The sequence below is a fragment of the Yersinia massiliensis genome, assembly GCF_003048255.1.
In the GTDB taxonomy this organism is placed as follows: Bacteria; Pseudomonadota; Gammaproteobacteria; order Enterobacterales; family Enterobacteriaceae; genus Yersinia; species Yersinia massiliensis_A.
The window spans coordinates 124,691-149,621 of record NZ_CP028487.1 but is presented as its reverse complement, the minus strand read 5'-3'; the positions used below and the strand labels follow the sequence as shown (position 1 = coordinate 149,621).

Here is a 24,931-nt window from a genome sequence, read left to right as displayed (position 1 = left end):
GGCATTCACGTTCAGAGCAGCAACACGTCATTTCTCCTCATCATCAAAAATACATATTTAATTGATATGGTTTGGTTTTATTGTATTTCTAAATTTGTTTTTTCGTCCTAAAAAGCCATTAATAACCGATGTAAATGCTTGATCTGAGTCCTATCGTAATACGCTATATCAGGCTTTTATCTGTGTCACATTGCCGGGGAATAAATTTCATCCAACCTTGAAATTGAAATATTTATTCCTCATACTCATTTTAGAAACGTCAAAACAGAATCATTTCATCGGTCATTGTCGGGGCTTGGTTTAATCAAAAAGGAAATGGGGATGGGGACACAACACAAGGTGCTGGATGTCATATGTATCGGGCGTATTGCCGTTGATTTTTATGGGCAACAGATAGGTGCTCGTCTGGAAGATACCAGCACATTTGCCAAATATTTAGGTGGTTCATCCGGTAATGTGGCTTATGGCACAGCCATTCAGGGCTTAAAGTCCGGCATGCTGGCACGTGTAGGTGATGAACACATGGGCCGTTTCTTGCGAGAGGAGTTACAGCGCGTTGGGGCTGACACTCGTTTTCTGATTACAGATAAGCAGCGTCTGACTGGGCTGGTCATTCTGGGTATTAAAGATCAAGAAACTTTCCCACTGATCTTTTACCGCGAGAATTGCGCGGACATGGCCTTGGTACCAGACGATATTGACGAGTCCTATATTGCGTCTTCAAAAGCATTAGCTATCACCGGTACCCACCTTTCACATCCGAATACCCGAGCTGCCGTGCTTAAAGCATTAGAATACGCTCATAAACATGGCCTACGGACAGCATTAGATATTGATTACCGCCCAGTGCTTTGGGGGCTGACATCACTTGGCGATGGTGAAACGCGTTTCATTGAATCGCAAAAAGTGACGCAGGAATTACAGGAAGTGCTGCATCATTTTGATTTAATTGTTGGCACAGAAGAAGAATTCCATATTGCAGGGGGGAGCACTGATACCCTGACAGCACTCCGTAATGTGCGCAAAGCCACACAGGCAACGCTGGTTTGTAAGCGCGGAGCACAAGGTTGTTCGGTGTTTGAAGCGGTTATTCCTTCAAACTGGGAAGCCGTCAAACTGCACTCCGGTGTGCGGGTCGAGGTGTTAAATGTGCTGGGTGCGGGCGATGCATTTATGTCTGGCCTACTGCGTGGCTACCTCAATGATGAGGGCTGGGAACAGGCGTGCCGTTATGCGAATGCTTGTGGTGCGCTCGTTGTTTCACGCCACGGTTGCGCACCAGCCATGCCAACAAAAATTGAGTTAGATGATTATCTTCGCCGTGAAAACGCGGTTCCACGCCCTGATAACGATGCCCGTCTGAATCATTTACACCGAGTGACCACACGTAAGCAGCAATGGCCTGAACTTTGTGTTTTCGCTTTTGATCACCGTAAACAATTGGCGGATATGGCTCGTGAAGCAGGCGTGAGTGAACAACGTATCCCTAAACTCAAAATGCTATTACTCCAAGCGGCACAGCAGGCTGCTTTTGAATCGGGGTTAGAGCATAAAAGCGGCATTTTGGCAGATACAACTTATGGCCAAGAAGCCCTCAATACGATTACTGGTAAAGGGTGGTGGATAGGTCGCCCTATCGAACTCCCCAGTTCTCGGCCGTTACAGCTTGAACATGGCAATATTGGTTCCCAACTTATCGATTGGCCGCTAGAACACGTCGTGAAATGTTTGGTTTTTTATCATCCCAAAGACAGCGCGAAGCTGCGCCAACAACAAGATGAACTGATTCTTGACGTCTATCGTGGATGCTGTAAATCGGGGCATGAACTCCTGCTAGAAGTGATTTTACCTGAAGATAATAATGATAAGGATGAGCGTTATTACATTGAAACTATGGCTCATTTCTATCAGTTAGGTGTTCAGCCGGATTGGTGGAAACTCCCGCCGCTTAGTGCAGACAACTGGCAACAAATAGGTCAACTAATCGAAGCTCAAGATCCCTATTGCCGTGGTGTACTGATACTGGGTCTGGACTCTTCTGAAGCCCGATTAAAAGCGGGTTTTGCCGCTGCCGCGCAGGCGACTTGGGTTAAAGGTTTTGCTGTCGGCCGGACCATTTTTGGGCAAGCATCACGTCAATGGCTACAAGGTGAATTGAATGATGGGGAGCTCATAAAACAAGTGAAACAAAATTACCAAACGCTCATTCGATATTGGCGTTCTTATCGGCCCATAGCCCCCATCTAACCTATCATTTATAGGCGCTACGTCACGAGTACGTTAGCGCCATTATGCTGCTATCTACGCTATTTATTCCCAATTCACCTGAAAAAATCCTGATTCTTGTCAAACTTAATAAAGTATTCGCTTTAGGTTACAAGCTTTTCCATTAATATGGTTTGTGAACTGATTCAAGTTGCAATGAAATAAAACCCAATGCCACCATCAGTAAATGAAATTTACCAACCATCTGTTAGAATGCCTGACAGATTGCTTCTTAATTTTCCTCTGCCGTGGGCCGAATGGATGAATAACCCGACTCAACTTTCATTGTTGCAAGACCAAATTCGTCATCGTTATGAGACGTTAAGCAAACGCTTAAAACAAGTTGCCCGTTATATCTTGGATAATAGTAATAGCATTGCATTTGATACAGTTGCTTCCATCGCGGCTCAAGCCAGTGTGCCACCATCGACCTTAATTCGGTTTGCAAATGCCTTTGGTTTCAGTGGTTTTAATGAAATGAAACAGGTATTCCGTCAACATTTGATGGAAGAAACGGTTAACTATACTGAACGTGCTCGGTTGTTCCGCCAAACCTCAACGGATGGCCATACCGCCCCAGAGAAACCATCTGAAATACTAAATGTGTTTACCATGGTCAATGCGCAAGCTCTGCAACAGTTGGCGGTACAAACCAGCTCAGAACAACTCGATAGAGCCGTTGAATTACTGAAGAATGCCGACAATATCTATGTTATTGGCTTACGCCGTTCGTTTAGCGTTGCATCTTATCTAACCTATGCATTACGCCATTTGGAGCGTCGCGCTTTCTTGATTGATGGTTTAGGGGGCATGTTTGCTGAGCAGTTAAGTATGGTGAAACCTAAAGATGTTGTTATCGCTATTAGTTACTCACCCTATGCACAAGAAGCATTAGAACTGGTGGAGTTAGGCGCTAAAAGCGGTGCTCAGCAGATAGCCATTACGGACAGTCAAGTGAGCCCATTAGCGGCTTTTAGTGATGTGTGTTTTGTCGTGCGGGAAGCACAAGTTGACGGATTCCGTTCACAAGTGGCGTCGATGTGCTTGGCACAAACACTGGCGGTATCCTTGGCACTTAATAACGCAAAAGAATAAATACGTAGGGAAATTAGGGATAGCCATCAAGCCATTCCAGCCCTAGTTTGGTTCCGGTCGGTCTAGAATAGAAATGGGTAGAGCATCCTACCCATTCACTCAGTCATTAACGGTTACGTATTAGCTTTTCTTGATCGGATAGTGATCGCTATTGATCCAAGCGTGATCTTTTTCCCAAGTAAACTTCCATAGCCTCACTGGCCCCGCCATCACATTTAAATAATAACTGTCATAGCCTGCCAGTGTAGCGACAGGGTGATAACCCCTCGGTACCTTTACCACGTCATGGTTATAGACCGGCATACATTCATCCAACGAACGATCGTCGGTATAAACGCGTTGCAGACAGAAGCCCTGTTCTGGGTTTAACCGGTGATAATAGGTTTCTTCAAGATAGGTTTCATCGGCGGCATCTTCTTGGTCATGCTTGTGACTCGGATATGAACTGGTGTTCCCTTCATCGGTGTAAACTTCAACCACCAGCAAACTGTCAGCGGGTTCACTATCCGGCAAAATATTATGCACCAACCGCTGATTACGCCCCTTTCCACGCCGCTCGACACCAACATCAGCAGGAGTGATCAATCGGGAAGGTAAATGCCCCTTTGCAGGAGCACGGCATACCGCTAATTCTAAGTCAGTTTCTGCCACAACGTTTACATGATCATGGTGCGGAACATAAACGGAATAAGGTGGTGTTCGTTCGAACGGGCTCATGCGTTTACCAATATGCGGATATTCAGCTCGCTGTGTAGAAACGGAGGCTATACCCGCGACTAATACCAGACAGAGCTCATTGTCACCACTTTCCATCAGCAGCGCCTTTCCCGCCTCAAGGCGATAGACATCAAACCCAACAAAACGCCAACCCGCGTTCTCTGGTGAGATATGCTGGATACGCCCATTTGCATCCGCTGACTGACATTTTGCAAGTAGTGAAGACATGATGACTCTCCTATTAACAACATGAAATAATTCTAGCGAACACGTTCAAACGGCCTTAACCCAATGTCGGCATGCTGTACTCTGAAACCGTTTGTTGACCCGTTGGCCAACGTGCAGTCGTTGTTTTCATGCGAGTGTAAAAACGGACACCATCAGTACCATGGACGTTTAATGCGCCGAAAACAGAACGCTTCCAACCGCCAAAGCTGTGAAATGCCATCGGCACGGGAACCGGCACATTAACGCCAACCATGCCAGCCTGAACTTCATGAACAAACTGCCGCGCATAATGGCCACTACTGGTAAAAATGGCACTTCCATTGCCAAATTCATGGCTGTTCACCGTATCAATTGCTGTTTGGTAATCTGGCACTCTGACAATCCCCAGCACAGGGCCAAAGATCTCTTCCTGATAAATTTTCATGTCTGGGGTGACATGATCAAACAATGTTCCCCCCACATAATATCCTTGCTCATAACCAGTAACGTTATAGTGACGGCCATCTGTGATTAAGGTCGCACCTTCCTTAATACCTTGATCAATATAGCCGAGCACTTTTTTCTGATGTGCTGCTGAAATGAGCGGCCCCATTTCATTTTCTTCCCCACCCTGTTGAAGCCCAGGGCCAACTCGTAAGCGAGTAATCAGAGGTTTCAATTTTTCAATTAATTTATCGGCGGTACTATCGCCGACGACAACCGCGATAGGCAGTGCCATACAACGCTCACCGGCGGACCCGAATGCTCCCCCCATCAAGGCATTTACCGTCGCATCCAGATCGGCATCTGGCATGATAATCGCCTGATTTTTCGCTGCACCAAAAGCTTGTACGCGCTTACCATGAGCACTGGCCGTTGTGTAAATATGCTCTGCAACGGTGGAAGAACCGACAAAACTTACGGCCTGAATTCGTGGGTCAGTGCAGAGTTGAGCTGCACTTTCATTGGAACAGTGAACAACATTGAAGACCCCATCAGGTAATCCAGCTTCGGTTAATAGTTCAGCCAAGCGAACAGACGCGGATGGATCTAGGGCGGGTGGCTTCAAAATAAAAGTATTGCCGCAAGTTAGCGCGACGGGAAACATCCACATTGGCACCATCGCGGGGAAGTTAAATGGCGTAATTCCGGCAACCACTCCCAGAGGTTGCATCATTGAGAAGCTATCAACCCCTGTCCCAACATCTGCGGAGTATTCGCCTTTTAATAGATGTGGAATTCCGCAAGCGAACTCCACCACTTCTAAGCCGCGAGTTATCTCACCCAATGCATCGGAGTAGACTTTGCCATGTTCACGAACAATCAATTCGGCCAGCTCATCACGGTGTTGCTCAATCAGAGTTTTGAAGTTGAACATGATGCGTGCGCGGCGCAGAGGCGTTGTTTGTGACCAGTCGTTAAACGCTTGATGAGCCACGCCAATTGCCTGATGGACTTCTTCAGCGGTACTTTGCGTCACTTGGCCCTCCACTTTACCGGTGGCGGGATTATAAATATCAGCTGTTTGATTACTGGAACTTAACGATGCTTTCCCACCAATAAAGTTGCCCACGATTCTCATGTCTCACCCTCTTCTTAATAGCCGTTATCGCAAGGGTCATTGAAATGGCTAAAGGCCAGACACCTAACGGACCATGCACTCAATCAGAAAGGGTTATCTTGTCGTTGTACCAAGATAGCCCGCAAGGCGACCAGCCGCCAAAAAGGCGAATCAACCAGCCGATATGCAGACTTTATTCTATTGAAAAAAAAGTTTCAAATAACTTTCTTTAGAAATTTTATTTTGTGCGATGCTTCGCAAGTTCCTGCAAGCAGCTTAAGTCACTATCAAAAAACTCAGAGTCCTTACGCAATGCGCCCATCCTCCTGCAATTTCTCATCTTTCTACCTGAAACAAGCTGCTAATGTTAAAAAAACAAATAGACTAAATTCATTTTTTATTGGCTTAACGAACCTGGGATCGCTGTTTTTTAGCTTGATATTTGAGCTGGATCGAAAAATTTATATTCCGTTATTTAATAAAAACGAAATGAATGTTCTTATTCTAAACAGGATGCACGTTACTTCAATCCAACTCTTGCCCTGCCTAATCACCTCAACAGGTTTATGCAGCAGATTGGCGACAAGGGACATTAAACGGAGTTTTTATGGCATATCAGCAAAGAAGGAATACCGGCTATGTGTTACGGATCTGCGGCATTGCTGCTCTCGGTGGCATCTTATTCGGCTATGACACTGCAGTTATCTCTGGTGCAATAGATTCACTGAAAAGTTACTTTAACCTTAGCCCTGCAGAAACAGGATGGGCCGTCTCCAATGTGGTCATTGGTTGTATTATCGGTGCCTTTATCTCCGGCCCCATTGCTGGGCGCTGGGGGCGTAAAAAAGCCCTGATGCTAGCCGCTGCTCTTTTTACGATTTCGGCTATTGGTGCGGCATTGGCAACCACTTTCACGGTCTTTGTTATCTACCGAATTATCGGTGGGTTGGCGGTCGGTTTAGCCTCCACGGTTTCCCCTATGTATATGTCTGAAGTCTCACCTAAAAATATGCGAGGGCGGGCGCTCAGCATGCAGCAATTTGCCATTGTATTTGGGCAAATCGTGATTTTTTACGTCAACTATAAAATTGCTAGCCAAGCCACCGAGCTCTGGTTGATCGAATACGGCTGGCGTTGGATGATTGGTTCGGCGGTTATTCCCTGCGCACTATTTTGCATTTTTGTCTTCTTTATCCCTGAATCCCCACGCTGGAGCGTGATGGTGGGCAGGGAAGATCAAGCATTAGCGATGCTCACAAAAGTTTCCAATGCTAACCATGCTCAGAACGTTCTAAACGAAATAAAAATGTCTTTGGCAGAAGATAAGCAACAACATAAAAATCGGTTGAACTATCGTGATTACCGAGTGCGCTTCATTATTTTTGTTGGCTGTATGCTGGCAATGCTGCAACAAGTGACTGGCGTCAATGTCATGATGTATTACGCGCCGGTCGTGCTGAAAGTGGTCACGGGCAACATGCAAGAAGCTCTATTCCAAACCATCTGGCTTGGCGTGCTTCAATTAGTCGGTTCAATTATCGGTGCCATGTTGATGGATCGAATGGGCCGCTTACCACTGATGCGCTTTGGCACCATTGGCACCATCCTTGGATTACTGATCACCTCATTCGCCCTCTTCAATCAGTCGACTGGTTACCTCGCGTTATTTGGCATGCTGTTCTTCATGATTTTCTATGCACTTTCATGGGGGGTGGGAACTTGGGTGCTGATTTCTGAGATCTTCCCCAACCGCATGCGAGCTCAAGGCATGAGTATTGCCGTCGGTTGTATGTGGGTGGCGAACTTTGCTGTTTCACAAAGCTTCCCGATGATGAATGACCAGCCGTACCTCTCATCACAATTCCATGGTGCCTTTCCCATGTGGATTTTCGCTATCTGCTGTTTATTCAGCTATTGGTTTATTTGCCGCTTTGTGCCTGAAACCAAAGGGGTTGCATTGGAGCATATGGAGGAAGCGATGCTGGCTAAGCGGACAAAAAAATCACGGACAGAGACAACACCGATCATTCACAGTGAGAGTAAATAATTCCTTTTATCAGACGGTCAGGGCTTCGCACTGATGATCACTCAACCATTCTTTTCCGAGTTTCACGGCTCGGAAAAGAAAGCTATCCCAAGCCTCTATTTTGGTAGGAGTAAGTACAATGTTTATTGCACCCGACCGTTTCTGTATTAATCGCAAAATCGCGCCCAACTTAAGTATTGAGCGTTTTTTCCGTCTAGTGAGAAAATGTGGGTTAAGTAAGGTTGAGTTACGTAATGACATGTCTAGTGGGAAAGTGACTGATGAGTTAACAACGACACAGTTGAATGCATTGGCTGATGAATATGAAATTGAAATTGTCACCATCAATGCTTTGCAATACTTCAATCTACCCGAGCACCGGCCTGCACTGCTGTTAGAGGCAGAAAGTATGCTTAAGCAAGCACAAGCGATTCATTGTCATGGCATCATTTTGTGCCCGAACTGCAACGCCAGCGATCGGCGATCAGCGCAGCAAAAAGAGCAAGATACATTGGATGCCCTACAGCTGCTGGCTCCACTCTTTAAAAAATATCAGATAACTGGGTTAGTAGAACCTTTAGGATTCGGCATAAGCTCATTGCGTTCTCACTTACTCGCGCAGTCCATCATCCGCAAATCTGCTTCACCCTATAAAATAGTTTTGGATACTTTTCACTACTATCTGAGTGATATGACTCAAGCTGAATTTGATGCCCATATTGACGTCGACATTCTGGGTTTGGTGCATATATCTGGTGTCGAAGAGACCAGATTGAAATCAACATTGACTGATGAAGACCGCATTATGCTTAGCGATCATGATAAGTTGAACAGTAAGCAACAGGTGGCAAATCTTGAGCGGCTGGGTTATCAGGGCATCTACGCTTTTGAGCCGTTCTCATCACAGTTGAACACTTGGTCAGAGGCTGACATTGAAAGAGAAATTCGCCAGAGCATGGCCTATTTGCAAAGTTAATACACCCAGCAAACAGGCCTAACGAACAGTAACCTTTGCTGACGCTGATGATTTGGCTGTACCTGTTATTGTTATTGTTACGTGCCAGCGCAGGGGCTAGAACTGAGTGCCACAGATATAACGAGAGCGAGGTTTTCGGGATGCCTAGCGCCAATTAGGTCTCCCGAAATACTCATCATTAAGCACGGCGGCTACTCCATCTGACTGCCAAGCTAGCAATACCAGCGATGCTGATAAGGGCAACAACCCCCGCCCACCCTATTTGTTCTAAAATCAAACTCCCCAATGCAGAACCCACGGCCATACCCACAAATACACCAGTAAAAAGTAGAGCATTAAGCCGGCTACGCGCTGCAGGTTCTAGGCTGTAAATAATCGTTTGATGTGCAACCAATGTTGCCTGAACACCAAAATCAAACCCAATCGCGCTGATGACAATAAGCCCTATTTGCATATGAAATGGCAATAGCGGTAACAGGAACAGAGCAGCAAAGGATACCGTTGCCAGCCCCGTGCCAATCAAGGTAACAACTTGCGGCCCGCGGCGATCGGCGAGCGTACCGGCTAAAGGTGCGGCTAATGCACCCGCTGCGCCAGCCAGACCAAATGCCCCAGCAACAGCACTCCCTAGGTGATACGTATCTTGCAGCATCACAGCAAGTGTTGACCAAAATGCACTGAAGCCGACGGACAACAAGCCCTGTGACAGCGCGGCACGGCGCAAATCTTTATACTGAAGCCATAAGTGACTCATTGAGGCGAACAGTGCCGGATAGCTCAACGTTGAGGTGGCTGGGACCTGCGGTAAGCTGCGCCATATCACCAAAGTGATTGCAATAATCGACAGCGACGCCCCCATAAATAATGAGCGCCATCCAAAGTACTCGGCAACAAAACCACTCAACACTCGTGACAGCAAAATGCCCAACAGTAAGCCCGTCATGACCGTACCCACTGTTTTTCCTCGTTGCGCAGCCGACGCCAGCGAGGCGGATGCCGGTACGATATCTTGTGCCATAGTGGCTGCCACTCCGACAATGAGGCTTGTGACCAATAAGCCACTGATATCCTGTACAAACCCACTAAGCAGCAGTGCTACTGTTAGCAAAATACCTTTCAATAAAATGATAATCCGACGATCGTGACGATCACCTAATGGAGCAAGTAACAAAATGCCCAATGCATAACCAATTTGGGTCAATGTCGGTACCATCCCTACCGCGCCTACGCTCGCATGTAGGTCATTTCCCATTACACCCAGTAGTGGTTGGCTGTAATAAATTGATGCAACGCTAAGACCTGCGCCGGTTGCCAACATCAGAACTGTTCGGCCGGAAAGGGTGCGCTCAGCACTTTCTGTTTGGTTAGATGTGGCTTGAATGACTGACATGATGGTTACCTGTAATGATATTGAGCCGCTATTTTTGCGTGCTCTCTTTCATCTTGGTAGTCGCCTAGACAGTAAAATTGTTATACGCTGGGCGTATGACAGAACCCAATGTAGCAAGCATTGACCGTATAGAGTTGATGCAAACATTTATACGTATCGTTGAGGCGGGGAGTTTATCCGGAGCAGCCGTACGCTTGGGGACTAGTCAGCCAACGATTAGCCGACGCTTACAGACACTAGAGCGCCTACTAGGTCTCAAATTACTGCAACGCACGACGCACATCATGAAATTAACCGATGATGGAGAGCGCTGTTATGCCCACGCCAAAGCGTTAGTGAATAGCTGGGATACCATGGCAGATGATCTGCGTGGTGCAACGGATGAACCGAGAGGCTTATTACGCGTTTTGGTACCCCACGCATTTGGCCAAGACCAATTAATCCCACCACTTAATGACTATCTGCATCGTTACCCGAAAATGCGTGTTGAATGGATGCTAAGTGATCGTCGCCCTGATTTTATTGCAGAAGGTATTGATTGTGCCATTCAAGTCGGCGCAGTCACTGACCCTTCTGCTGTGGCCATTTTGTTGGCTGAGATACCACGTATCGTAGTTGCTGCACCCGAGTTAGTGGGCAATAACCCGCTTCCGACACACCCGGAACAACTGCAAAATATTCCATGGTTGGCATTTAACTCGTTCTACCGTCATGAGGTGGTATTGAGCCACAAAGTAGAGGGTGAGATCTATCGTCTCGCGATTCAACCGAAACTGAGTACCGACAGTTTGTATGCGCTGCGTAACGCTGCATTGGCTGGATTAGGCGTAGGAATTGCCTCTACTTGGATGATAAGCGATGACATTGAGCAAGGCCGATTAGTGCACCTAACACCAGATTGGCGAGGGTTACCCTTACCACTGTATTTAGTCTATCCCCACGCCAGCTTTTACCCCGCCAGATTACGAGCATTTCTGGATATTATGCGCCAAGCCATGCCGCACCTGTCTGGAACGCAAAGCCCAAGCCTACCGCAGCGATTGAAAAAGAAAAACAGCGGGAAGTGATGTGGGTGGTCTTGTCGAACATTTCTGGGGATGAGTGGTGCAGTTGGCCAGTAGCTCACAGCCCCTATTATTACCCTGAATGGTATTTAGCTTAAAGGGGCTGCGGCTGTACTTAATGTCCCAACGGTCTTAACGCTCCTTCTCTTCGGTACAAATAAACCAACGCAATGAGTTGCTTATACGCCGATGGAAACAGTGGATTTTGCCTTCATTCTCCAGTGCGATCAGCAATGAACGCGCTGAATAGATACTTTCGCCACATCTATCGGCCAGATCCCGAGTTTTTGGCCATACTTCTACAGGGGGGAGTAACAGCGATTTTTCTATTGCTGCGTATTCTGAGCACATTGTCTTGAGTGCGCTCAGAATCTGTGACTTTCGGATGTCATACTTTTTTAGCTTTTCTTCCATAAAATGATCCTTGCCTTATTGCAAATCAATCGCTTGATACCGATAAGCCATGCTCTGCCCGCTCACTGTTTCTGCGCAAAATCCGATTTAGAAGTAAAGAAAGCTCAACAAGGTTCGTCACATCCAATTTCTTAAATATCCTGCTCTTATAAGTGCTAATGGTTTTGATACTCACGCCCAATTCTTCAGCTACTTGTGTCAAAGACTTATCTTGCAGAACTTTATACAAGACATCCTTTTCTCTGCCGGTTAAGCAGTCAATGGACTCGCGCTGATTTTTGTTAAATGCCACGCTATCTGAGGAAACTAGCAGTAAGTCTTTGGAAGGAAAGAAAATATAATCATGGATAACCGCATCTATTGCGGCATTGAGACAGGACATTCTGGCCTTCTTGGAGACTAAGCCCGATGCTCCCGCCTGTACACAACAAGCAGAATAATATTCGGTAGGCTGGGAAGTAATGATCAATATTTTTGATGACGCAGAGGTGATTCGAATTAAGTTTTTGATTAGGGTATCTATTGCTGTGACTCGGGAGGGAATATCTAGAGTTATGATTTCTGGTTTTTGTTCTGATGCCATTTTTAATAACTCGACTTCCGATCCAGTATCAAAAACAGAGAAACCTCTGGCCGTTAGTAATGTTCTGAGCGTATTCCTAATTAACGGGTGTCTGTCAAAAACTAAAGCGTTACCTGTTTCCATGGGCAAACTCCAATATATTTATAAAAGAATTATAAAGATTTCTGTTGAATCATCTTCAACTGCGGTGGATAGACGATTTCAGCCATGTCATGGAGATTGGGAGAGGTTCTGTCATCTGTTCATAGTGATTAACGCAGATATCATGAGTAAAGAAAGAGAAGGTATCAGAGAAAAATAAATATCTCCTTTTGTCGTCACATGAAGACAACAAGTTACTCCTCATGATAATACATCCCTAAGGGTAATCGCGAATCTTCGCCATTCACATCAATATCGGGGAAACAGCAATGACCAGTTAACACTGCATCAATGGCACCGTCCAGATTATAAAGAGCATCTTTTTTATAGACATAGCCATTGACGCCTATCTCCAGACATCTCTTAATAAAAAATGTAGGAAGTAAGGAACTGAATACCAATACTTTAGACGTAGGAGACAACTGCCTGATTTTTTTTATATAGTTTAGCCCCAAGCACCCCTGCATAAGGATGTCTAAAATAATGAGATTAGGCTTATAGGTAGATATTAATTTGAGCGTTTTTTTTTGGCATCCTGTATCCAAAAACTGCCAACCTCTCTTTACAATCAGATTTTTCACTGCATATCTGATTAAAGGATGCTCATCAAAAACCAAAATGAGTACGTTATTCACGGTCTACCTCCGAAAGACAATATAATTTATCTAATTGAAATGATTTATTTTTTTAAAATTATGAAAGAAGTTTCTGCATGCTCACCAAACAACCTCTCTGATTAAGTACCTTGACCTACCAGTATTGATGTAGCGACTGAAAATAGGAGTGGTTTCATCATTACTATATTCCGGTGAGTAGAAGTGATTATCGACAACATGCAAATTTGAAAGAGCAATTAGTGATTTCATCAAATTGCTTGTGAAGTAAGTTTATTAGCGATAATCATAAAATTAAGTTTTATGCATAGAAACAGAAGGGATATCAGCCATTTTATTAAAGATGCACCGAAATCCTATATTTTAATATTAATCATTCAAACCCTAAAATCTGTCCGCTCGGAGATTCCCCCTCCATCTAAAATAGTATTTATTAAGAGTAAAATTGAGATCATTAAGCAATTCCGATTTGCAGTATATTCGATTTTAAATTCCGCTTCAACGATAATTTTCCACTTAAAGAACTAACAAAATACAATTAATTAGATTAATTGACTTAATTAATCATCAAAAAAAGAATATGTTGTTTTGGTTTTATCTATTACAAAGTGCATTGTATCGCATAGTAACTACCAACTTAGAATAATTAATTATTAAGAATATTCTTGGATTATTTTCCACATAGGAGAGGGGAAGAGATATCTTTAATTAGTCATTCTATATCTTAATTTTCCTTGCCATCGTTCTATTCAATTTAAGAAACAGAAAAAAACATTACCTATATACAACAACAAATAGTATAAACACCCTAAAAATAGAATGTTGCGACACAATATAATGTTTTTAAGTCATAAGCGATGAATCTCACTTCGTATTTAATCTATTTGTTTCGTTATTAACCAACCTGTGATTTATATAATGCAACCTGAATATTCACTAGTAACTTACTTTATTCATACATTTGAATTGACTGATAAATAAGCGAGTTGATGACGATATCAAACATAGTCAACCATAGGTAGGAGGAGACAGAAGGTGCAGTACTCGTACTACTTGCATTCGACGACCTGCACCAGCACGGTAGGCATTAACAGTGGTGTCATCATCCGAGCAGATCCCCACAGGCATATCGCTTAGAAAGCTGAGTTGAGCCGATGTAAACCTGATCGATGACTTTTGTAGCTTATAAATTCTTTTATTATCTTTACTTCAAAGCTGCCAATGCTTGCGCACAGGCCCAGGCTGAACTCCATGCCCATTGGAAGTTATAACCACCCAACCAACCTGTGACATCAACCACTTCACCAATAAAGTATAACCCCGGCACTTTTTGGGCCTCCATCGTCTTGGAGGAAAGCGCTTGGGTATCTACGCCGCCAATCGTGACCTCAGCAGTACGGTAACCCTCGGTTCCATTGGGCTGCACTTGCCATTGCTGAAGATGGGCCACCAGCGCCGCCTGCTGCGGTACATTTAATTGCTTCAGCGTGACATCAGGCAATTGTTCCAATGTCTGTAGGCACTCCACCAGACGCTTAGGCAATAGCTGAGCCAATGTGTTTTTTAACGTTTGATTAGGGTGCGCTTGTCGCTCACTATTCAAGAAAGCGTCTAGGTCAGTGTCAGGAAGTAAGTTAATGCTCACATACTCACCAGCCTGCCAATAGCTTGAAAGTTGCAATATCGCGGGGCCAGAAAGCCCACGATGAGTGAATAAAATACTTTCGCGGAAACTCACACCATTCTCCGCCGTGACCACCGCTGGAACTGAAACGCCCGAGAGTGTTTGTAGATGATCCAGTAAGGGCTTATGTAAGGTAAAAGGCACTAATGCCGCGCGAGTCGGCAAAACGTTCAAACCAAACTGCTCTGCCAGCTTATAGCCAAACGGGGAAGCGCCAAGGCCAGGCATGGATAACCCGCCTGAAGCCACGACAAGTGAGTGAGCGCTTACTTCATCGCCATTGATATTGAGCACAAAACCGTTTTCCGTTTTTACCACTGACAGTACATCACTGCGCAGCCGGATCGTCACCTGACCCAATTCACACTCTTTCAGCAATAGCGTGACGACTTGCTGAGCAGAATCATCACAGAAGAGTTGTCCCAGCGTTTTTTCATGCCAAGCGATACCATGGCGATTCATTAGATCGATAAAATCCCATTGGGTATAGCGTGCTAAAGCAGACTTACAAAAATGAGGATTCTGCGACAGGTAGGCGGCAGGTTCTACGTACAGATTAGTGAAATTGCAGCGACCACCACCGGACATCAAAATTTTGCGCCCCGCTTTTTTGCCGTTATCAACCAATAACACTCGACGCCCTGCTTGTCCGGCTTGAGCCGCACAAAATAGCCCCGCAGCACCTGCACCTATCACTACCACATCAAACTGTTCCACACAGAGCCTCATTGAGTAAATTCTTCATTGCTGTCAATTTGCGCGCCTTCGGCTTATTTTTAGACAATTTAAGTCATTCAACCGACAAAATAGCGGAGGGGGATTGTAAGTCGCGCTCCAAAAGATCGCCATAGTAAGAAAATGTCTCATACGGTAAAATTAAGTAACTTGCTGATATAACATACATATGTTGTTTAAAAAGCGCAGTTCGTCTGCGGCCATGTCAAAAAAAGGTCATATTTTCCTTTTCCCCACCCCCCATTGTCACTGATAATGCGCCGCGTTCATGTCCACTAACTGGCGTAACGCTTATGCTACATCTTTTCGCTGGCCTGGATTTCCATACCGGCCTAATGTTAGTTCTTGCTTTGATGTTCGTGCTGTTTTACGAAGCCATTAATGGCTTTCATGATACAGCCAATGCGGTTGCGACCGTAATCTATACCCGTGCCATGCGTTCACAAGTTGCTGTTGTGATGGCGGGGGTGTTTAACTTCCTCGGCGTGATGCTGGGCGGTTTGAGCGTGGCCTATGCCATTGTTCATTTATTGCCTACTGATCTGCTGTTAAACGTTAGTTCGGCACATGGGTTGGCTATGGTCTTCTCAATGCTGCTGGCCGCGATTATCTGGAATTTGGGGACTTGGTATTTCGGTATCCCGGCTTCCAGTTCTCATACGCTGATTGGTGCGATCATCGGTATTGGTTTAACCAATGCATTAATGACCAGTACATCTGTGGTAGATGCACTGAACGTTCCTAAGATGATCCAAATCTTCCTGTCATTAATCTTATCCCCGATAGTGGGTCTGGTTATTGCCGGTTTGATGGTGTTCCTACTACGTCGTTACTGGAACGGGACCAAGAAGCAGCAACGTATTCACCTGACACCTGCCGAACGTGAAAAGAAAGACGGTAAACGTAAACCGCCATTCTGGACCCGTACTGCACTGATTATTTCCGCTATCGGCGTGAGTTTCTCTCATGGCGCTAACGATGGTCAGAAAGGGATTGGCTTGATCATGCTGGTACTAATCGGCGTGGCTCCGGCTGGGTTTGTCGTGAATATGAATGCGACCGGTTATGATATTGCCCGCACCCGCGATGCAGTGACTAATCTGCAACACTTTTATCAGCAACACGTTGAGGTATTGCCTCATGCTGTTGCGTTGAAACCGCTGGTACCGGCTCCAGAAACTCTGCCGGATACCCCTGCACAATTCCACTGTGATAGCTCGCGCGCCATGATAGCCATTGATCATGCGCAAACGCTGCTGGCTAATCTGCAAAGCTATGACGACCTGACGGTTGATCAACGCAGCCATATGCGTCGCTTGCTAATGTGTGTAGCAGAAACAGCAGGGACTGTTGCCAAGCTGCCAGAGACCAGTGCACAAGACCGTCGTTTCCTCAACAATCTGCGTACAGATTTGTTAGAAACCGTGGAATACGCACCGACCTGGATTATCGTTGCCGTTGCTCTGGCCCTCTCTTTGGGGACCATGATTGGCTGGAAACGTGTTGCTGTCACCATCGGTGAAAAAATCGGTAAGAAAGGCATGACCTACGCGCAAGGGGTTTCTGCTCAGATGACTGCGGCGGTTTCCATCGGGATTGCGAGTTATACTGGGATGCCAGTATCAACCACGCAAGTGCTTTCTTCCGCTGTTGCTGGGACGATGTTAGTCGATGGCGGCGGTGTACAGAGTAAGACGGTGAAGAACATTATGTTGGCTTGGGTGTTAACTCTTCCAATCTCTATTCTTCTTTCCGGTGGGTTGTACTGGGTAGCGCTGAAGTTCATTTAAGCACAACTACAGTAGGCTATAAGTAAAAAGGCGGCCTAATCAGGTCGCCTTTTTAATCACTACTCTGCCCGTATTTCATGCTAATACCACAATATTAACCCCATCAGACTCACCACAACCAAGCCACATAATGCACTGGTCAGTATGAATTGCCCACGCAACCGCTCACAGCGGCGGATAAACTCTGGATCATGATGATCGAGATAGCGTTGACCAAAAATGTAACCCACTAATCTAATCTGCTTGCTCGGCTGACCATGGGAGGTAAAGAATCCACCACCATCAACATATTGATACAGCAACGGGTCGCAGCCACGTAATACCACTAACAAAGCACGTAATGATGAGTAATAGCGTGCCATATTAATCACACATACCACACATAAAGCCCAAAAAAGCGCGACGGTACTGATCATAATTATCCTCCCAGCGATTTCTCACGCATTGTTCACAGAACCTTTGCGCTATCGCTCACTCTAGCCGATACAAACACCCCCAGGGCTCAACAACTACCCTCTAGTTCGCTTTCTTACTGTTATTCGATGTGCCATTTGCTCGACACACTATCCGAACGTGTAGGACTCCCTTTATGAGTGTAGGAAATGAATTGGGAAATAGCCTGATAATCTCTAAATTAAGTCTATTTAGGCATTTGTTAAGTATCGATTAGCATTAACTTATATCGAATTTATCAGCTTAAAATCCGCTTTCAACACATCAAAATGACAAAATGATTAATTCCTCTTAACTAAAAAGAATATATTTGGCTGCTGTTTTCACTAAATTATATTTGCATCACAAATATGAAATTCCATTCATTCAGATGTGTTATCAGCGCTATACTTAAGACAATGATCTACTTTAAATTCTGGTTATCGGATGGCAAAATTGGGTTATGCCTCAGCGAGAATTGAGGTCAAATGACATACGGTTACTTTAGTGATCATCGTCAAAACAGTGTGTTGTGATCCGTGAAACACTTCAGTTAGGGGTCACAATGCTAGTATGTAGATATCGTGTTAGCACCCGTTCAACAGGTTGAATGTTTGCTTACCCATTAATTAACATTATGGAAGGAGTTTACTTATGGCTTACAAACACATTCTGATTGCGGTTGACCTATCTCCGGAAAGTAAGGTGTTGGTGGAAAAGGCGGTCTCCATGGCCAAACCGTACAATGCCAAAGTTTCCTTGATCCATGTCGATGTTAACTACTCTGATCTTTATACCGGCTTGATTGACGTTAATCTTGGCGATATGCAAAAACGCATCTCAGAAGAAACCCACAACGCACTGACTGAGCTTTCTCAAAATGCAGGCTATCCTATTGAGCAAACCCTCAGCGGTAGTGGTGATTTGGGTCAGGTCTTGGTCGATGCGATTAAGAAATATGACATGGACTTGGTACTATGCGGCCATCATCAGGACTTCTGGAGTAAGTTGATGTCCTCAGCTCGCCAGCTGATCAATACCGTGCATGTCGATATGCTGATCGTGCCTCTGCGCGATGATGAAAATGGTGAAGACGATTAAGCACGCCATTAGGCTTAACGTTGTTACCCTTCACGCCCGCCTTTCGCGGGCGTTTTTTATTGTGCTGTTGATAGGCCTGACCACCTTCCCCACTCATTGATAATCACGCTAACTTTTTCTCAAAATCCCTTGCTGTATGAATATAAAGCAGTGATATAGTCGACGATGCACAACATCGTCTCCTTACTTTGTTTGATAAAAATAATACTGAGAAATGATCGTAAGGAGAGTCTTAATTTGTACAAGGAATGATTAGTAATGAATGATTTAAACTCTCTGGAGTCGTTTTTAGAATCGTTACAACAACGTGATGCCAATCAACCAGAATATCTCCAAGCGGTACGTGAGGTGTTCACCTCGCTTTGGCCCTTTCTGGAACAGAACCCACATTACCGTGAACAGAGCCTACTGGAGCGCTTAGTCGAACCAGAGCGGGTGATTCAATTCCGTGTGGCTTGGACGGACGATCAAGGCAAAGTGCAAGTTAACCGTGCTTGGCGCGTTCAGTTTAGCTCTGCAATTGGTCCTTTTAAGGGGGGGATGCGCTTCCACCCATCAGTCAACTTATCAATTCTTAAGTTCCTCGGCTTTGAACAAACGTTCAAAAATGCCCTGACCACATTACCAATGGGTGGCGGTAAAGGCGGTTCTGACTTTAATCCAAAAGGTAAAAGTCAGGCTGAAGTCATGCGTTTTTGTCAGGCACTGATGACCGAACTGTATCGCCATCTTGGCCCAGATACGGATGTCCCAGCAGGTGATATTGGCGTTGGTGGCCGTGAAGTAGCCTTTATGTCCGGCATGATGAAAAAACTGTCAAATAACACCGCTTGTGTCTTCACCGGTAAAGGGCTGTCCTTCGGGGGGAGTTTGATTCGCCCAGAGGCAACAGGCTACGGCTTGGTGTATTTCACCGATGCGATGTTAAAACGCCATGGTTTAGGTTTTGAAGGCCGCAAAGTGTCCGTCTCTGGTGCAGGGAATGTCGCGCAATATACCATTGAGAAAGCGATGGAGTTGGGCGCCAGAGTCATTACTGCCTCGGATTCAGGCGGCACTGTGGTTGACGAAGCGGGCTTTACACCAGAAAAATTAGCCCATTTATCTGAAATTAAGAACAAACGTTATGGCCGCATTGAAGACTATGCCCGTGAACGTAATCTGGTTTATTTGGCGGACCAACAGCCATGGAGCGTCCCCGTTGATATCGCCTTGCCTTGCGCGACGCAGAATGAACTAGACTTGCCGGCGGCGCGTCAGTTGATTGCTAATGGCGTGAAAGCCGTGGCCGAAGGCGCAAATATGCCAACGACTATTCAGGCAACGGATGCATTCTTGGAAGCAGGCGTTCTCTTCGCGCCGGGTAAAGCCGCGAATGCAGGGGGAGTGGCAACATCTGGTCTGGAAATGGCGCAGAATGCAGCTCGCTTGAGTTGGAAGTCTGAGAAAGTCGATGTGCGACTGCATCACATCATGCTGGATATTCACCAGTCATGTGTTGAGTACGGTGGTGAAGGTAAGCAAACCCACTATGTACACGGTGCAAACATTGCCGCCTTTGTCAAAGTGGCAGATGCTATGTTGGCCCAAGGCGTACTATAAATAATACAAAATGACCCCATATTCTTTATGAAACATAAATAAAGAATATGGGCATTCATATATATAATGATTTATAATTTTAAGTATAATAATTTTGCAAACAATTTAAGACGCCATTCATTCAAAAAGTAAAATTCATTGCTAATATACTGACCTATTTTTATGCACAAGTATCATGTTATCTAATAAGGTCAAGTTAGTTATGCGCACCACCTATGAGCACAATAGTTATAATATTTCAACAGATCAACAAACACGTATAGCTTACAAAAATAAGGTAAAAGAAGAAATAGCAAAAGAAATAGTGACTGAATACACTTTGAATGGTCGAAAGCAATATGGAATGAGTACTAGGTTAACATTTTCATTTACTCATCCAACAGATAAAGGAATGATCCACAGGCTTAGAGGTAATCTAATCTCGTTATTTAGTCCATTACAGACTTTATTCGCCGAAAAACTAATGCAGTCCTGGTCTGATGTAGCTAACATTTCATATTCTAAATCATCAGGAGATGATGATGTAAATATCGGGTTTTATAATTTTTTTCAAGAGTCTAGTTTAGCTGGTATCGCCCATTTCCCGAACCACTCGAAATTTGGAGTAGTAAATATCAATAGGTTTTACGGCTCAAATGACAACCCTACGTATCTAAATTTCGGAGGTCATGTATTAGCTCATGAAATAGGGCATTCTTTTGGGCTAATACATACCCACAATTTAAAAAACACGCCGAAACATCAGCAACACACTCAACAAGTCAGCATCATGAGTTACCTTTCAGAACAGGCATCAGGTGCGGATTATGGTAAATTCACTCCCTCCACACCACAACTATATGATATCGCCGCAATCCAATACCTCTATGGGGCAAACATGAATACCCGCACTGGCGATACCGTCTATGGCTTCAACTCTAATAGTGAAAGAGAGTTTCTTTCGGCAAACGTAGCATCAGATAAGTTGATATTTTGTGTTTGGGATGCGGGTGGCATTGATACATTCGATTTCTCCGGATATAGCGAGAATCAAAATATTAACCTTCTGGAAATGAGTTTTTCGGATGTCGGTGGACTAATGGGGAATATCTCAATTGCTGCGGATGTTGTAATTGAAAATGCCATTGGCGGCAGTGGAGATGATAAATTACATGGCAACGAGACGGATAATACTCTGACCGGCGGTGCTGGTGCCGATCAGTTGTGGGGTAATGGAGGAAATAATATCTTCCGCTACAACAGAACGAGCGATTCCATCTCGACACGCCCAGATACCCTACATGACTTTAAATCAGATAAAGATAAAATTGATTTATCACCTATCTTGTTTGGTAGCAGCGGCATTGCGCTTGTTGATAGATTCAGTTCTAGTGATCAAACGGAAATAATACAAAAATATAATGAAATAAAAGATATAACTTATCTCATGATTGATTTTGATAATAATGTGCATGAAACCGACATGATGATTTCGCTTATTGGCAAACATCAACTGACAATCAATAATTTTATTGTTAGCCCACAACTGACTGCGTAATAACTTATCAATATTCAAATTCAGGCTAGCAACTTTATCGTGAGGTAGCCTGAAATTGAAATAAAGAGTGGCTAAGGTAAGTAGAGATCAAAACGGTGGCTTTTCGTCGTCACCGCTGCCTGAGCCGCAATTCCCGCTAAAGGTTCGGCATAATCGGGCCGCTTAACCACCACCCGCTTAGTCGCCAGCGCTCGGGCCGGAGCTAACAAACCATCAGCATCTTCATCTGCGCCCACCAGCGATTGGAACACCCGCATCTCCTTTTTAACCAAGGCGCTTTTTTGCCGGTGCGGGTACATCGGATCGAGATAAACCACTTCTGGCCGAGGTTCAATCGCCGCGAGTGACGTCAGGCTGGAAGCGTGCAGCAGTGTTAAGCGCTCGCGTAACCAAGGACCAATTTCAGCATCCTGATACCCACGGCGCAAACCATCCTCTAGCAAAGCAGCCACCACCGGATGACGTTCTAGCATTTGCACATGACAGCCTAGCGATGCCAATACGAAAGCATCCCGCCCCAAGCCTGCCGTAGCATCAACCACCCGAGGAAGATAACCTTTTTTAATCCCTACCGCTTTAGCGACCGCTTCACCCCGCCCACCGCCGAACTTGCGACGATGAGCCTGGGTGCCAGCAACAAAATCAACATAAATGCCGCCCAGTTTTGGCTCATCTCGTTTGCGCAATTCAAGACGCTCAGGTGTCAACACCAGCGCCATAACGGCTTGATCATCAGAGACTAACCCCCAACGTTCAGCCAGAATAGACAAGGCGCCGGTATCGGCGCCTGCTTCAGACAATAGACAAATACTTACCTGTGACACATTCTAGCCCTTGATACCGTAATGGCGCAGCATAGCATCCAACTGCGGCTCACGGCCACGGAAGCGCTTGAACAACGTCATTGGCTCTTCTGAGCCGCCACGGGACAGAATTTCATCGAGGAAGGATTGCCCCGTTGCTGCGTTGAAAATCCCTTCTTCTTCAAAGCGCGAGAACGCATCAGCCGAAAGTACTTCCGCCCACAGATAGCTGTAATAACCGGCGGCATACCCCCCAGCAAAGATATGGCTAAAGGCATGTGGGAAGCGGCCCCACGTTGGCGATGGCACAACCGCGACCTGTTTTTTCACTTCATACAAGATCGGCAAGATCTGTGCGCCCGTCAGTGGATCGAACTCGTAATGCATACGGAAATCAAACAGCCCAAACTCCAGTTGGCGTAAAATAAACAGCGCTGCTTGGTAGTTTTTCGCCGCCAGCAGTTTATCTAGCATCTCTTGCGGCAACGGTTCGTGAGTTTCGTAATGACCCGAAATAAATGCCAGCGCTTCCGGCTCCCAGCACCAGTTTTCCATAAACTGGCTTGGTAATTCGACCGCATCCCACGGCACGCCATTGATACCCGACACACCCGCTGTATCAATTTTGGTCAACATATGATGCAAGCCATGGCCAAATTCATGGAACAGCGTGGTGACTTCGTTATGGGTAAAGAGCGCCGGTTTACCGCCGACTGGCCCGTTAAAGTTACAGGTCAGGTAGGCCACGGGTTTTTGTAACTGGCCGTTCGCCAAACGCAGGCTGCCGACACAATCATCCATCCAAGCTCCGCCGCGCTTATGCTCACGGGCATACAAATCAAGATAGAAGCTGCCACGCAGATCGCCACTGGCGTCATAGAGTTCGAAGAAACGCACATCTGGATGCCAAGTATCGACATCGTGGCGCTCTTTCGCGGTGATCCCGTAAATGCGTTTAACCACTTCAAACAGCCCTTCAACCACACGCTGTTCTGGGAAATAGGGCCGCAATTGTTCATCGCTGATGGAGAACAAGTGCTGTTTTTGTTTCTCGGAATAATAGGTAATATCCCAAGCCGCTAACTCACTGACGCCATACTGTTTTTCAGCAAATGCCTGTAACTGTGCCAGCTCTTGCTCCGCCTGTGGGCGGGCGCGTTTCGCCAAATCATTTAAGAAGCCCAATACCTGCTGTGGGTTCTCGGCCATTTTGGTCGCCAGCGATTTATCGGCATAGCTATTAAAGCCCAGTAGCTGTGCCAATTCATGGCGTAACGTGAGGATTTCAGCCATGATTTCGCTGTTATCCCACTTACCTGCATTTGGCCCTTGATCAGAGGCGCGAGTTGCAAAGGCGCGATACATCTCTTCGCGCAGTTCGGCGTTATCGGCGTAAGTCAGCACGGGCAAATAACTTGGCATATCCAGCGTCAACAACCAGCCATCTTGCTCTTTGGCTTCTGCCATCGCTTTAGCGGCAGCTAATGCGCTCTCTGGCAGCCCTTTAAGTTGCTCGACATCGGTAATCAGCTTGCTCCAACCCATAGTGGCATCAAGCACGTTATTGCTATAAGTCGAGCCTAATTCAGACAGGCGAGCCACAATTTCGCCATAGCGTTTTTGCTGCTCAGGTGCCAGACCAATACCGGACAACTGGAAGTCGCGCAGTGCGTTTTCAACAGCTTTGCGCTGCGGGGCCGTCAACGCATCAAACCCTGGCCCTTCTTTCAGGCTGACATAGGCTTGATACAAACCTTTGTGTTGCCCGACCCAAGTGCCGTATTCCGACAGCAGCGGCAGGCTTTGTTCATAAGCAGTCCGTAATTCCGGACTATTCTTCACGGAGTTTAAATGCCCAACCGGTGACCAGATCCGTGATAAGCGGTCATCTGTTTCAGCCAATGGTTGGCACAGGTTATCCCAAGTGAAAGGCCCTGATTGGGCAACAACCCGCTCCACCGTTTGACGGCATTCATCCAGAGCGGATTTCACCGCAGGCACGATATCTTCAGGGCGAATAGCAGAAAATGGCGGCAGGGAGAACGGGGTCAACAGCGGATTTGTCATAGGGCAGTCCTAATTATAATTTTGAATGCCAGCGCCAGAACGGGTCCAGCGCCGGAAAATAAGTGATGAATGAATAATTAACATGAGGTCTGTTCGCGTAAAAATCAATGGCACCCAGCCCCAACTC

At 45.7% G+C, this 24,931-nt stretch carries 19 protein-coding genes; 9 read left to right on the top strand and 10 right to left on the bottom strand.

All coding sequences use genetic code 11. The features are described 5' to 3' along the window. Positions 1-321: 321 nt before the first annotated feature. Positions 322-2,247, top strand: a complete 1,926-nt coding sequence (locus tag DA391_RS00625) for a bifunctional 5-dehydro-2-deoxygluconokinase/5-dehydro-2-deoxyphosphogluconate aldolase (protein ID WP_057644883.1) — start codon at positions 322-324, stop codon at positions 2,245-2,247. A gap of 279 nt (positions 2,248-2,526) precedes the next feature. Further along, complete coding sequence (locus DA391_RS00620) at positions 2,527-3,360, top strand: MurR/RpiR family transcriptional regulator (protein ID WP_042806980.1); 834 nt, start codon at positions 2,527-2,529, stop codon at positions 3,358-3,360. A gap of 120 nt (positions 3,361-3,480) precedes the next feature. Here the strand turns inward: DA391_RS00620 and iolB are convergent, their stop codons facing one another. Continuing rightward, positions 3,481-4,305, bottom strand: coding sequence for a 5-deoxy-glucuronate isomerase (iolB, locus tag DA391_RS00615; RefSeq protein ID WP_057651318.1), 825 nt, complete (start codon positions 4,303-4,305; stop codon positions 3,481-3,483). Positions 4,306-4,360: 55 nt separating this feature from the next. After that, the gene (locus tag DA391_RS00610) at positions 4,361-5,866 is read right to left on the bottom strand and encodes a CoA-acylating methylmalonate-semialdehyde dehydrogenase (RefSeq protein ID WP_108087249.1); all 1,506 of its coding nucleotides are present in this window, start codon (positions 5,864-5,866) and stop codon (positions 4,361-4,363) included. 586 nt (positions 5,867-6,452) lie between these two features. On the opposite strand from DA391_RS00610, the gene DA391_RS00605 reads away from it, so the two are divergent. After that, positions 6,453-7,892, top strand: a complete 1,440-nt coding sequence (locus DA391_RS00605) for a sugar porter family MFS transporter (protein WP_108087248.1) — start codon at positions 6,453-6,455, stop codon at positions 7,890-7,892. A 118-nt stretch (positions 7,893-8,010) separates the two neighbouring features. Next, positions 8,011-8,847 carry a TIM barrel protein gene (locus DA391_RS00600; protein WP_050287168.1) on the top strand — a complete coding sequence of 279 codons (837 nt, stop codon included), beginning with the start codon at positions 8,011-8,013 and terminating at the stop codon, positions 8,845-8,847. Positions 8,848-9,025: 178 nt separating this feature from the next. On the opposite strand, the gene DA391_RS00595 is transcribed toward DA391_RS00600, so the two are convergent. Further along, the gene (locus DA391_RS00595) at positions 9,026-10,237 is read right to left on the bottom strand and encodes an MFS transporter (RefSeq protein WP_108087247.1); all 1,212 of its coding nucleotides are present in this window, start codon (positions 10,235-10,237) and stop codon (positions 9,026-9,028) included. Positions 10,238-10,332: 95 nt separating this feature from the next. Here DA391_RS00595 and DA391_RS00590 point away from each other — a divergent pair, with 95 nt between their 5' ends. Continuing rightward, entirely contained in the window at positions 10,333-11,304 is a 972-nt protein-coding gene (locus DA391_RS00590) for a LysR family transcriptional regulator (protein ID WP_057651313.1), read from the top strand. A 129-nt stretch (positions 11,305-11,433) separates the two neighbouring features. On the opposite strand, the gene DA391_RS00585 is transcribed toward DA391_RS00590, so the two are convergent. From DA391_RS00585 to DA391_RS00570, 4 genes are all read right to left on the bottom strand, one after another. Next, positions 11,434-11,715 (bottom strand): FaeA/PapI family transcriptional regulator, encoded by a 282-nt coding sequence (locus DA391_RS00585; RefSeq protein ID WP_050083371.1) that lies wholly within the window; start codon positions 11,713-11,715, stop codon positions 11,434-11,436. A 25-nt stretch (positions 11,716-11,740) separates the two neighbouring features. Then, positions 11,741-12,421, bottom strand: a complete 681-nt coding sequence (locus DA391_RS00580; RefSeq protein ID WP_050083372.1) for a response regulator transcription factor — start codon at positions 12,419-12,421, stop codon at positions 11,741-11,743. A gap of 212 nt (positions 12,422-12,633) precedes the next feature. Further along, positions 12,634-13,074: a response regulator gene (locus tag DA391_RS00575; RefSeq protein WP_226722900.1), complete on the bottom strand. Its 441-nt coding sequence runs from the start codon at positions 13,072-13,074 to the stop codon at positions 12,634-12,636. Between the two features lie 1,183 nt (positions 13,075-14,257). Continuing rightward, positions 14,258-15,454, bottom strand: a complete 1,197-nt coding sequence (locus tag DA391_RS00570; RefSeq protein ID WP_050083373.1) for an NAD(P)/FAD-dependent oxidoreductase — start codon at positions 15,452-15,454, stop codon at positions 14,258-14,260. 311 nt (positions 15,455-15,765) lie between these two features. Between DA391_RS00570 and pitA the strand changes: the two genes are divergently transcribed. After that, positions 15,766-17,262 carry an inorganic phosphate transporter PitA gene (gene pitA, locus DA391_RS00565; RefSeq protein ID WP_050083374.1) on the top strand — a complete coding sequence of 499 codons (1,497 nt, stop codon included), beginning with the start codon at positions 15,766-15,768 and terminating at the stop codon, positions 17,260-17,262. 80 nt (positions 17,263-17,342) lie between these two features. Here the strand turns inward: pitA and uspB are convergent, their stop codons facing one another. Beyond that, positions 17,343-17,678, bottom strand: a complete 336-nt coding sequence (uspB, locus tag DA391_RS00560; protein ID WP_019212746.1) for a universal stress protein UspB — start codon at positions 17,676-17,678, stop codon at positions 17,343-17,345. 670 nt (positions 17,679-18,348) lie between these two features. On the opposite strand from uspB, the gene uspA reads away from it, so the two are divergent. From uspA to DA391_RS00545, 3 genes are all read left to right on the top strand, one after another. Further along, entirely contained in the window at positions 18,349-18,795 is a 447-nt protein-coding gene (gene uspA, locus DA391_RS00555) for a universal stress protein UspA (RefSeq protein WP_004874931.1), read from the top strand. A gap of 258 nt (positions 18,796-19,053) precedes the next feature. Continuing rightward, entirely contained in the window at positions 19,054-20,397 is a 1,344-nt protein-coding gene (gene gdhA / locus DA391_RS00550; RefSeq protein WP_019212745.1) for an NADP-specific glutamate dehydrogenase, read from the top strand. A gap of 202 nt (positions 20,398-20,599) precedes the next feature. Next, entirely contained in the window at positions 20,600-21,934 is a 1,335-nt protein-coding gene (locus DA391_RS00545; protein WP_108087246.1) for a M10 family metallopeptidase C-terminal domain-containing protein, read from the top strand. A gap of 71 nt (positions 21,935-22,005) precedes the next feature. Here DA391_RS00545 and rsmJ read toward each other — a convergent pair whose 3' ends face one another. Next, on the bottom strand, positions 22,006-22,758 hold the full coding sequence (gene rsmJ / locus DA391_RS00540; RefSeq protein ID WP_053009760.1) for a 16S rRNA (guanine(1516)-N(2))-methyltransferase RsmJ: 753 nt from the start codon (positions 22,756-22,758) through the stop codon (positions 22,006-22,008). A gap of 3 nt (positions 22,759-22,761) precedes the next feature. Further along, entirely contained in the window at positions 22,762-24,804 is a 2,043-nt protein-coding gene (gene prlC, locus DA391_RS00535) for an oligopeptidase A (RefSeq protein ID WP_108087245.1), read from the bottom strand. Positions 24,805-24,931 lie beyond the last annotated feature (127 nt).

Excerpts from the sequence above, each read along its gene's own strand:
- DA391_RS00585 (WP_050083371.1), bottom strand. The coding sequence starts at position 11,715 with ATGGAAGAAAAGCTAAAAAAGTATGACATCCGAAAGTCACAGATTCTG.
- pitA (WP_050083374.1), top strand. The coding sequence starts at position 15,766 with ATGCTACATCTTTTCGCTGGCCTGGATTTCCATACCGGCCTAATGTTA.
- DA391_RS00600 (WP_050287168.1), top strand. The coding sequence starts at position 8,011 with ATGTTTATTGCACCCGACCGTTTCTGTATTAATCGCAAAATCGCGCCC.
- uspB (WP_019212746.1), bottom strand. The coding sequence starts at position 17,678 with ATGATCAGTACCGTCGCGCTTTTTTGGGCTTTATGTGTGGTATGTGTG.
- DA391_RS00605 (WP_108087248.1), top strand. The coding sequence starts at position 6,453 with ATGGCATATCAGCAAAGAAGGAATACCGGCTATGTGTTACGGATCTGC.
- gdhA (WP_019212745.1), top strand. The coding sequence starts at position 19,054 with ATGAATGATTTAAACTCTCTGGAGTCGTTTTTAGAATCGTTACAACAA.
- DA391_RS00590 (WP_057651313.1), top strand. The coding sequence starts at position 10,333 with ATGACAGAACCCAATGTAGCAAGCATTGACCGTATAGAGTTGATGCAA.
- DA391_RS00595 (WP_108087247.1), bottom strand. The coding sequence starts at position 10,237 with ATGTCAGTCATTCAAGCCACATCTAACCAAACAGAAAGTGCTGAGCGC.
- DA391_RS00620 (WP_042806980.1), top strand. The coding sequence starts at position 2,527 with ATGAATAACCCGACTCAACTTTCATTGTTGCAAGACCAAATTCGTCAT.
- DA391_RS00625 (WP_057644883.1), top strand. The coding sequence starts at position 322 with ATGGGGACACAACACAAGGTGCTGGATGTCATATGTATCGGGCGTATT.
- DA391_RS00580 (WP_050083372.1), bottom strand. The coding sequence starts at position 12,421 with ATGGAAACAGGTAACGCTTTAGTTTTTGACAGACACCCGTTAATTAGG.
- iolB (WP_057651318.1), bottom strand. The coding sequence starts at position 4,305 with ATGTCTTCACTACTTGCAAAATGTCAGTCAGCGGATGCAAATGGGCGT.
- uspA (WP_004874931.1), top strand. The coding sequence starts at position 18,349 with ATGGCTTACAAACACATTCTGATTGCGGTTGACCTATCTCCGGAAAGT.
- DA391_RS00545 (WP_108087246.1), top strand. The coding sequence starts at position 20,600 with ATGCGCACCACCTATGAGCACAATAGTTATAATATTTCAACAGATCAA.
- DA391_RS00610 (WP_108087249.1), bottom strand. The coding sequence starts at position 5,866 with ATGAGAATCGTGGGCAACTTTATTGGTGGGAAAGCATCGTTAAGTTCC.
- prlC (WP_108087245.1), bottom strand. The coding sequence starts at position 24,804 with ATGACAAATCCGCTGTTGACCCCGTTCTCCCTGCCGCCATTTTCTGCT.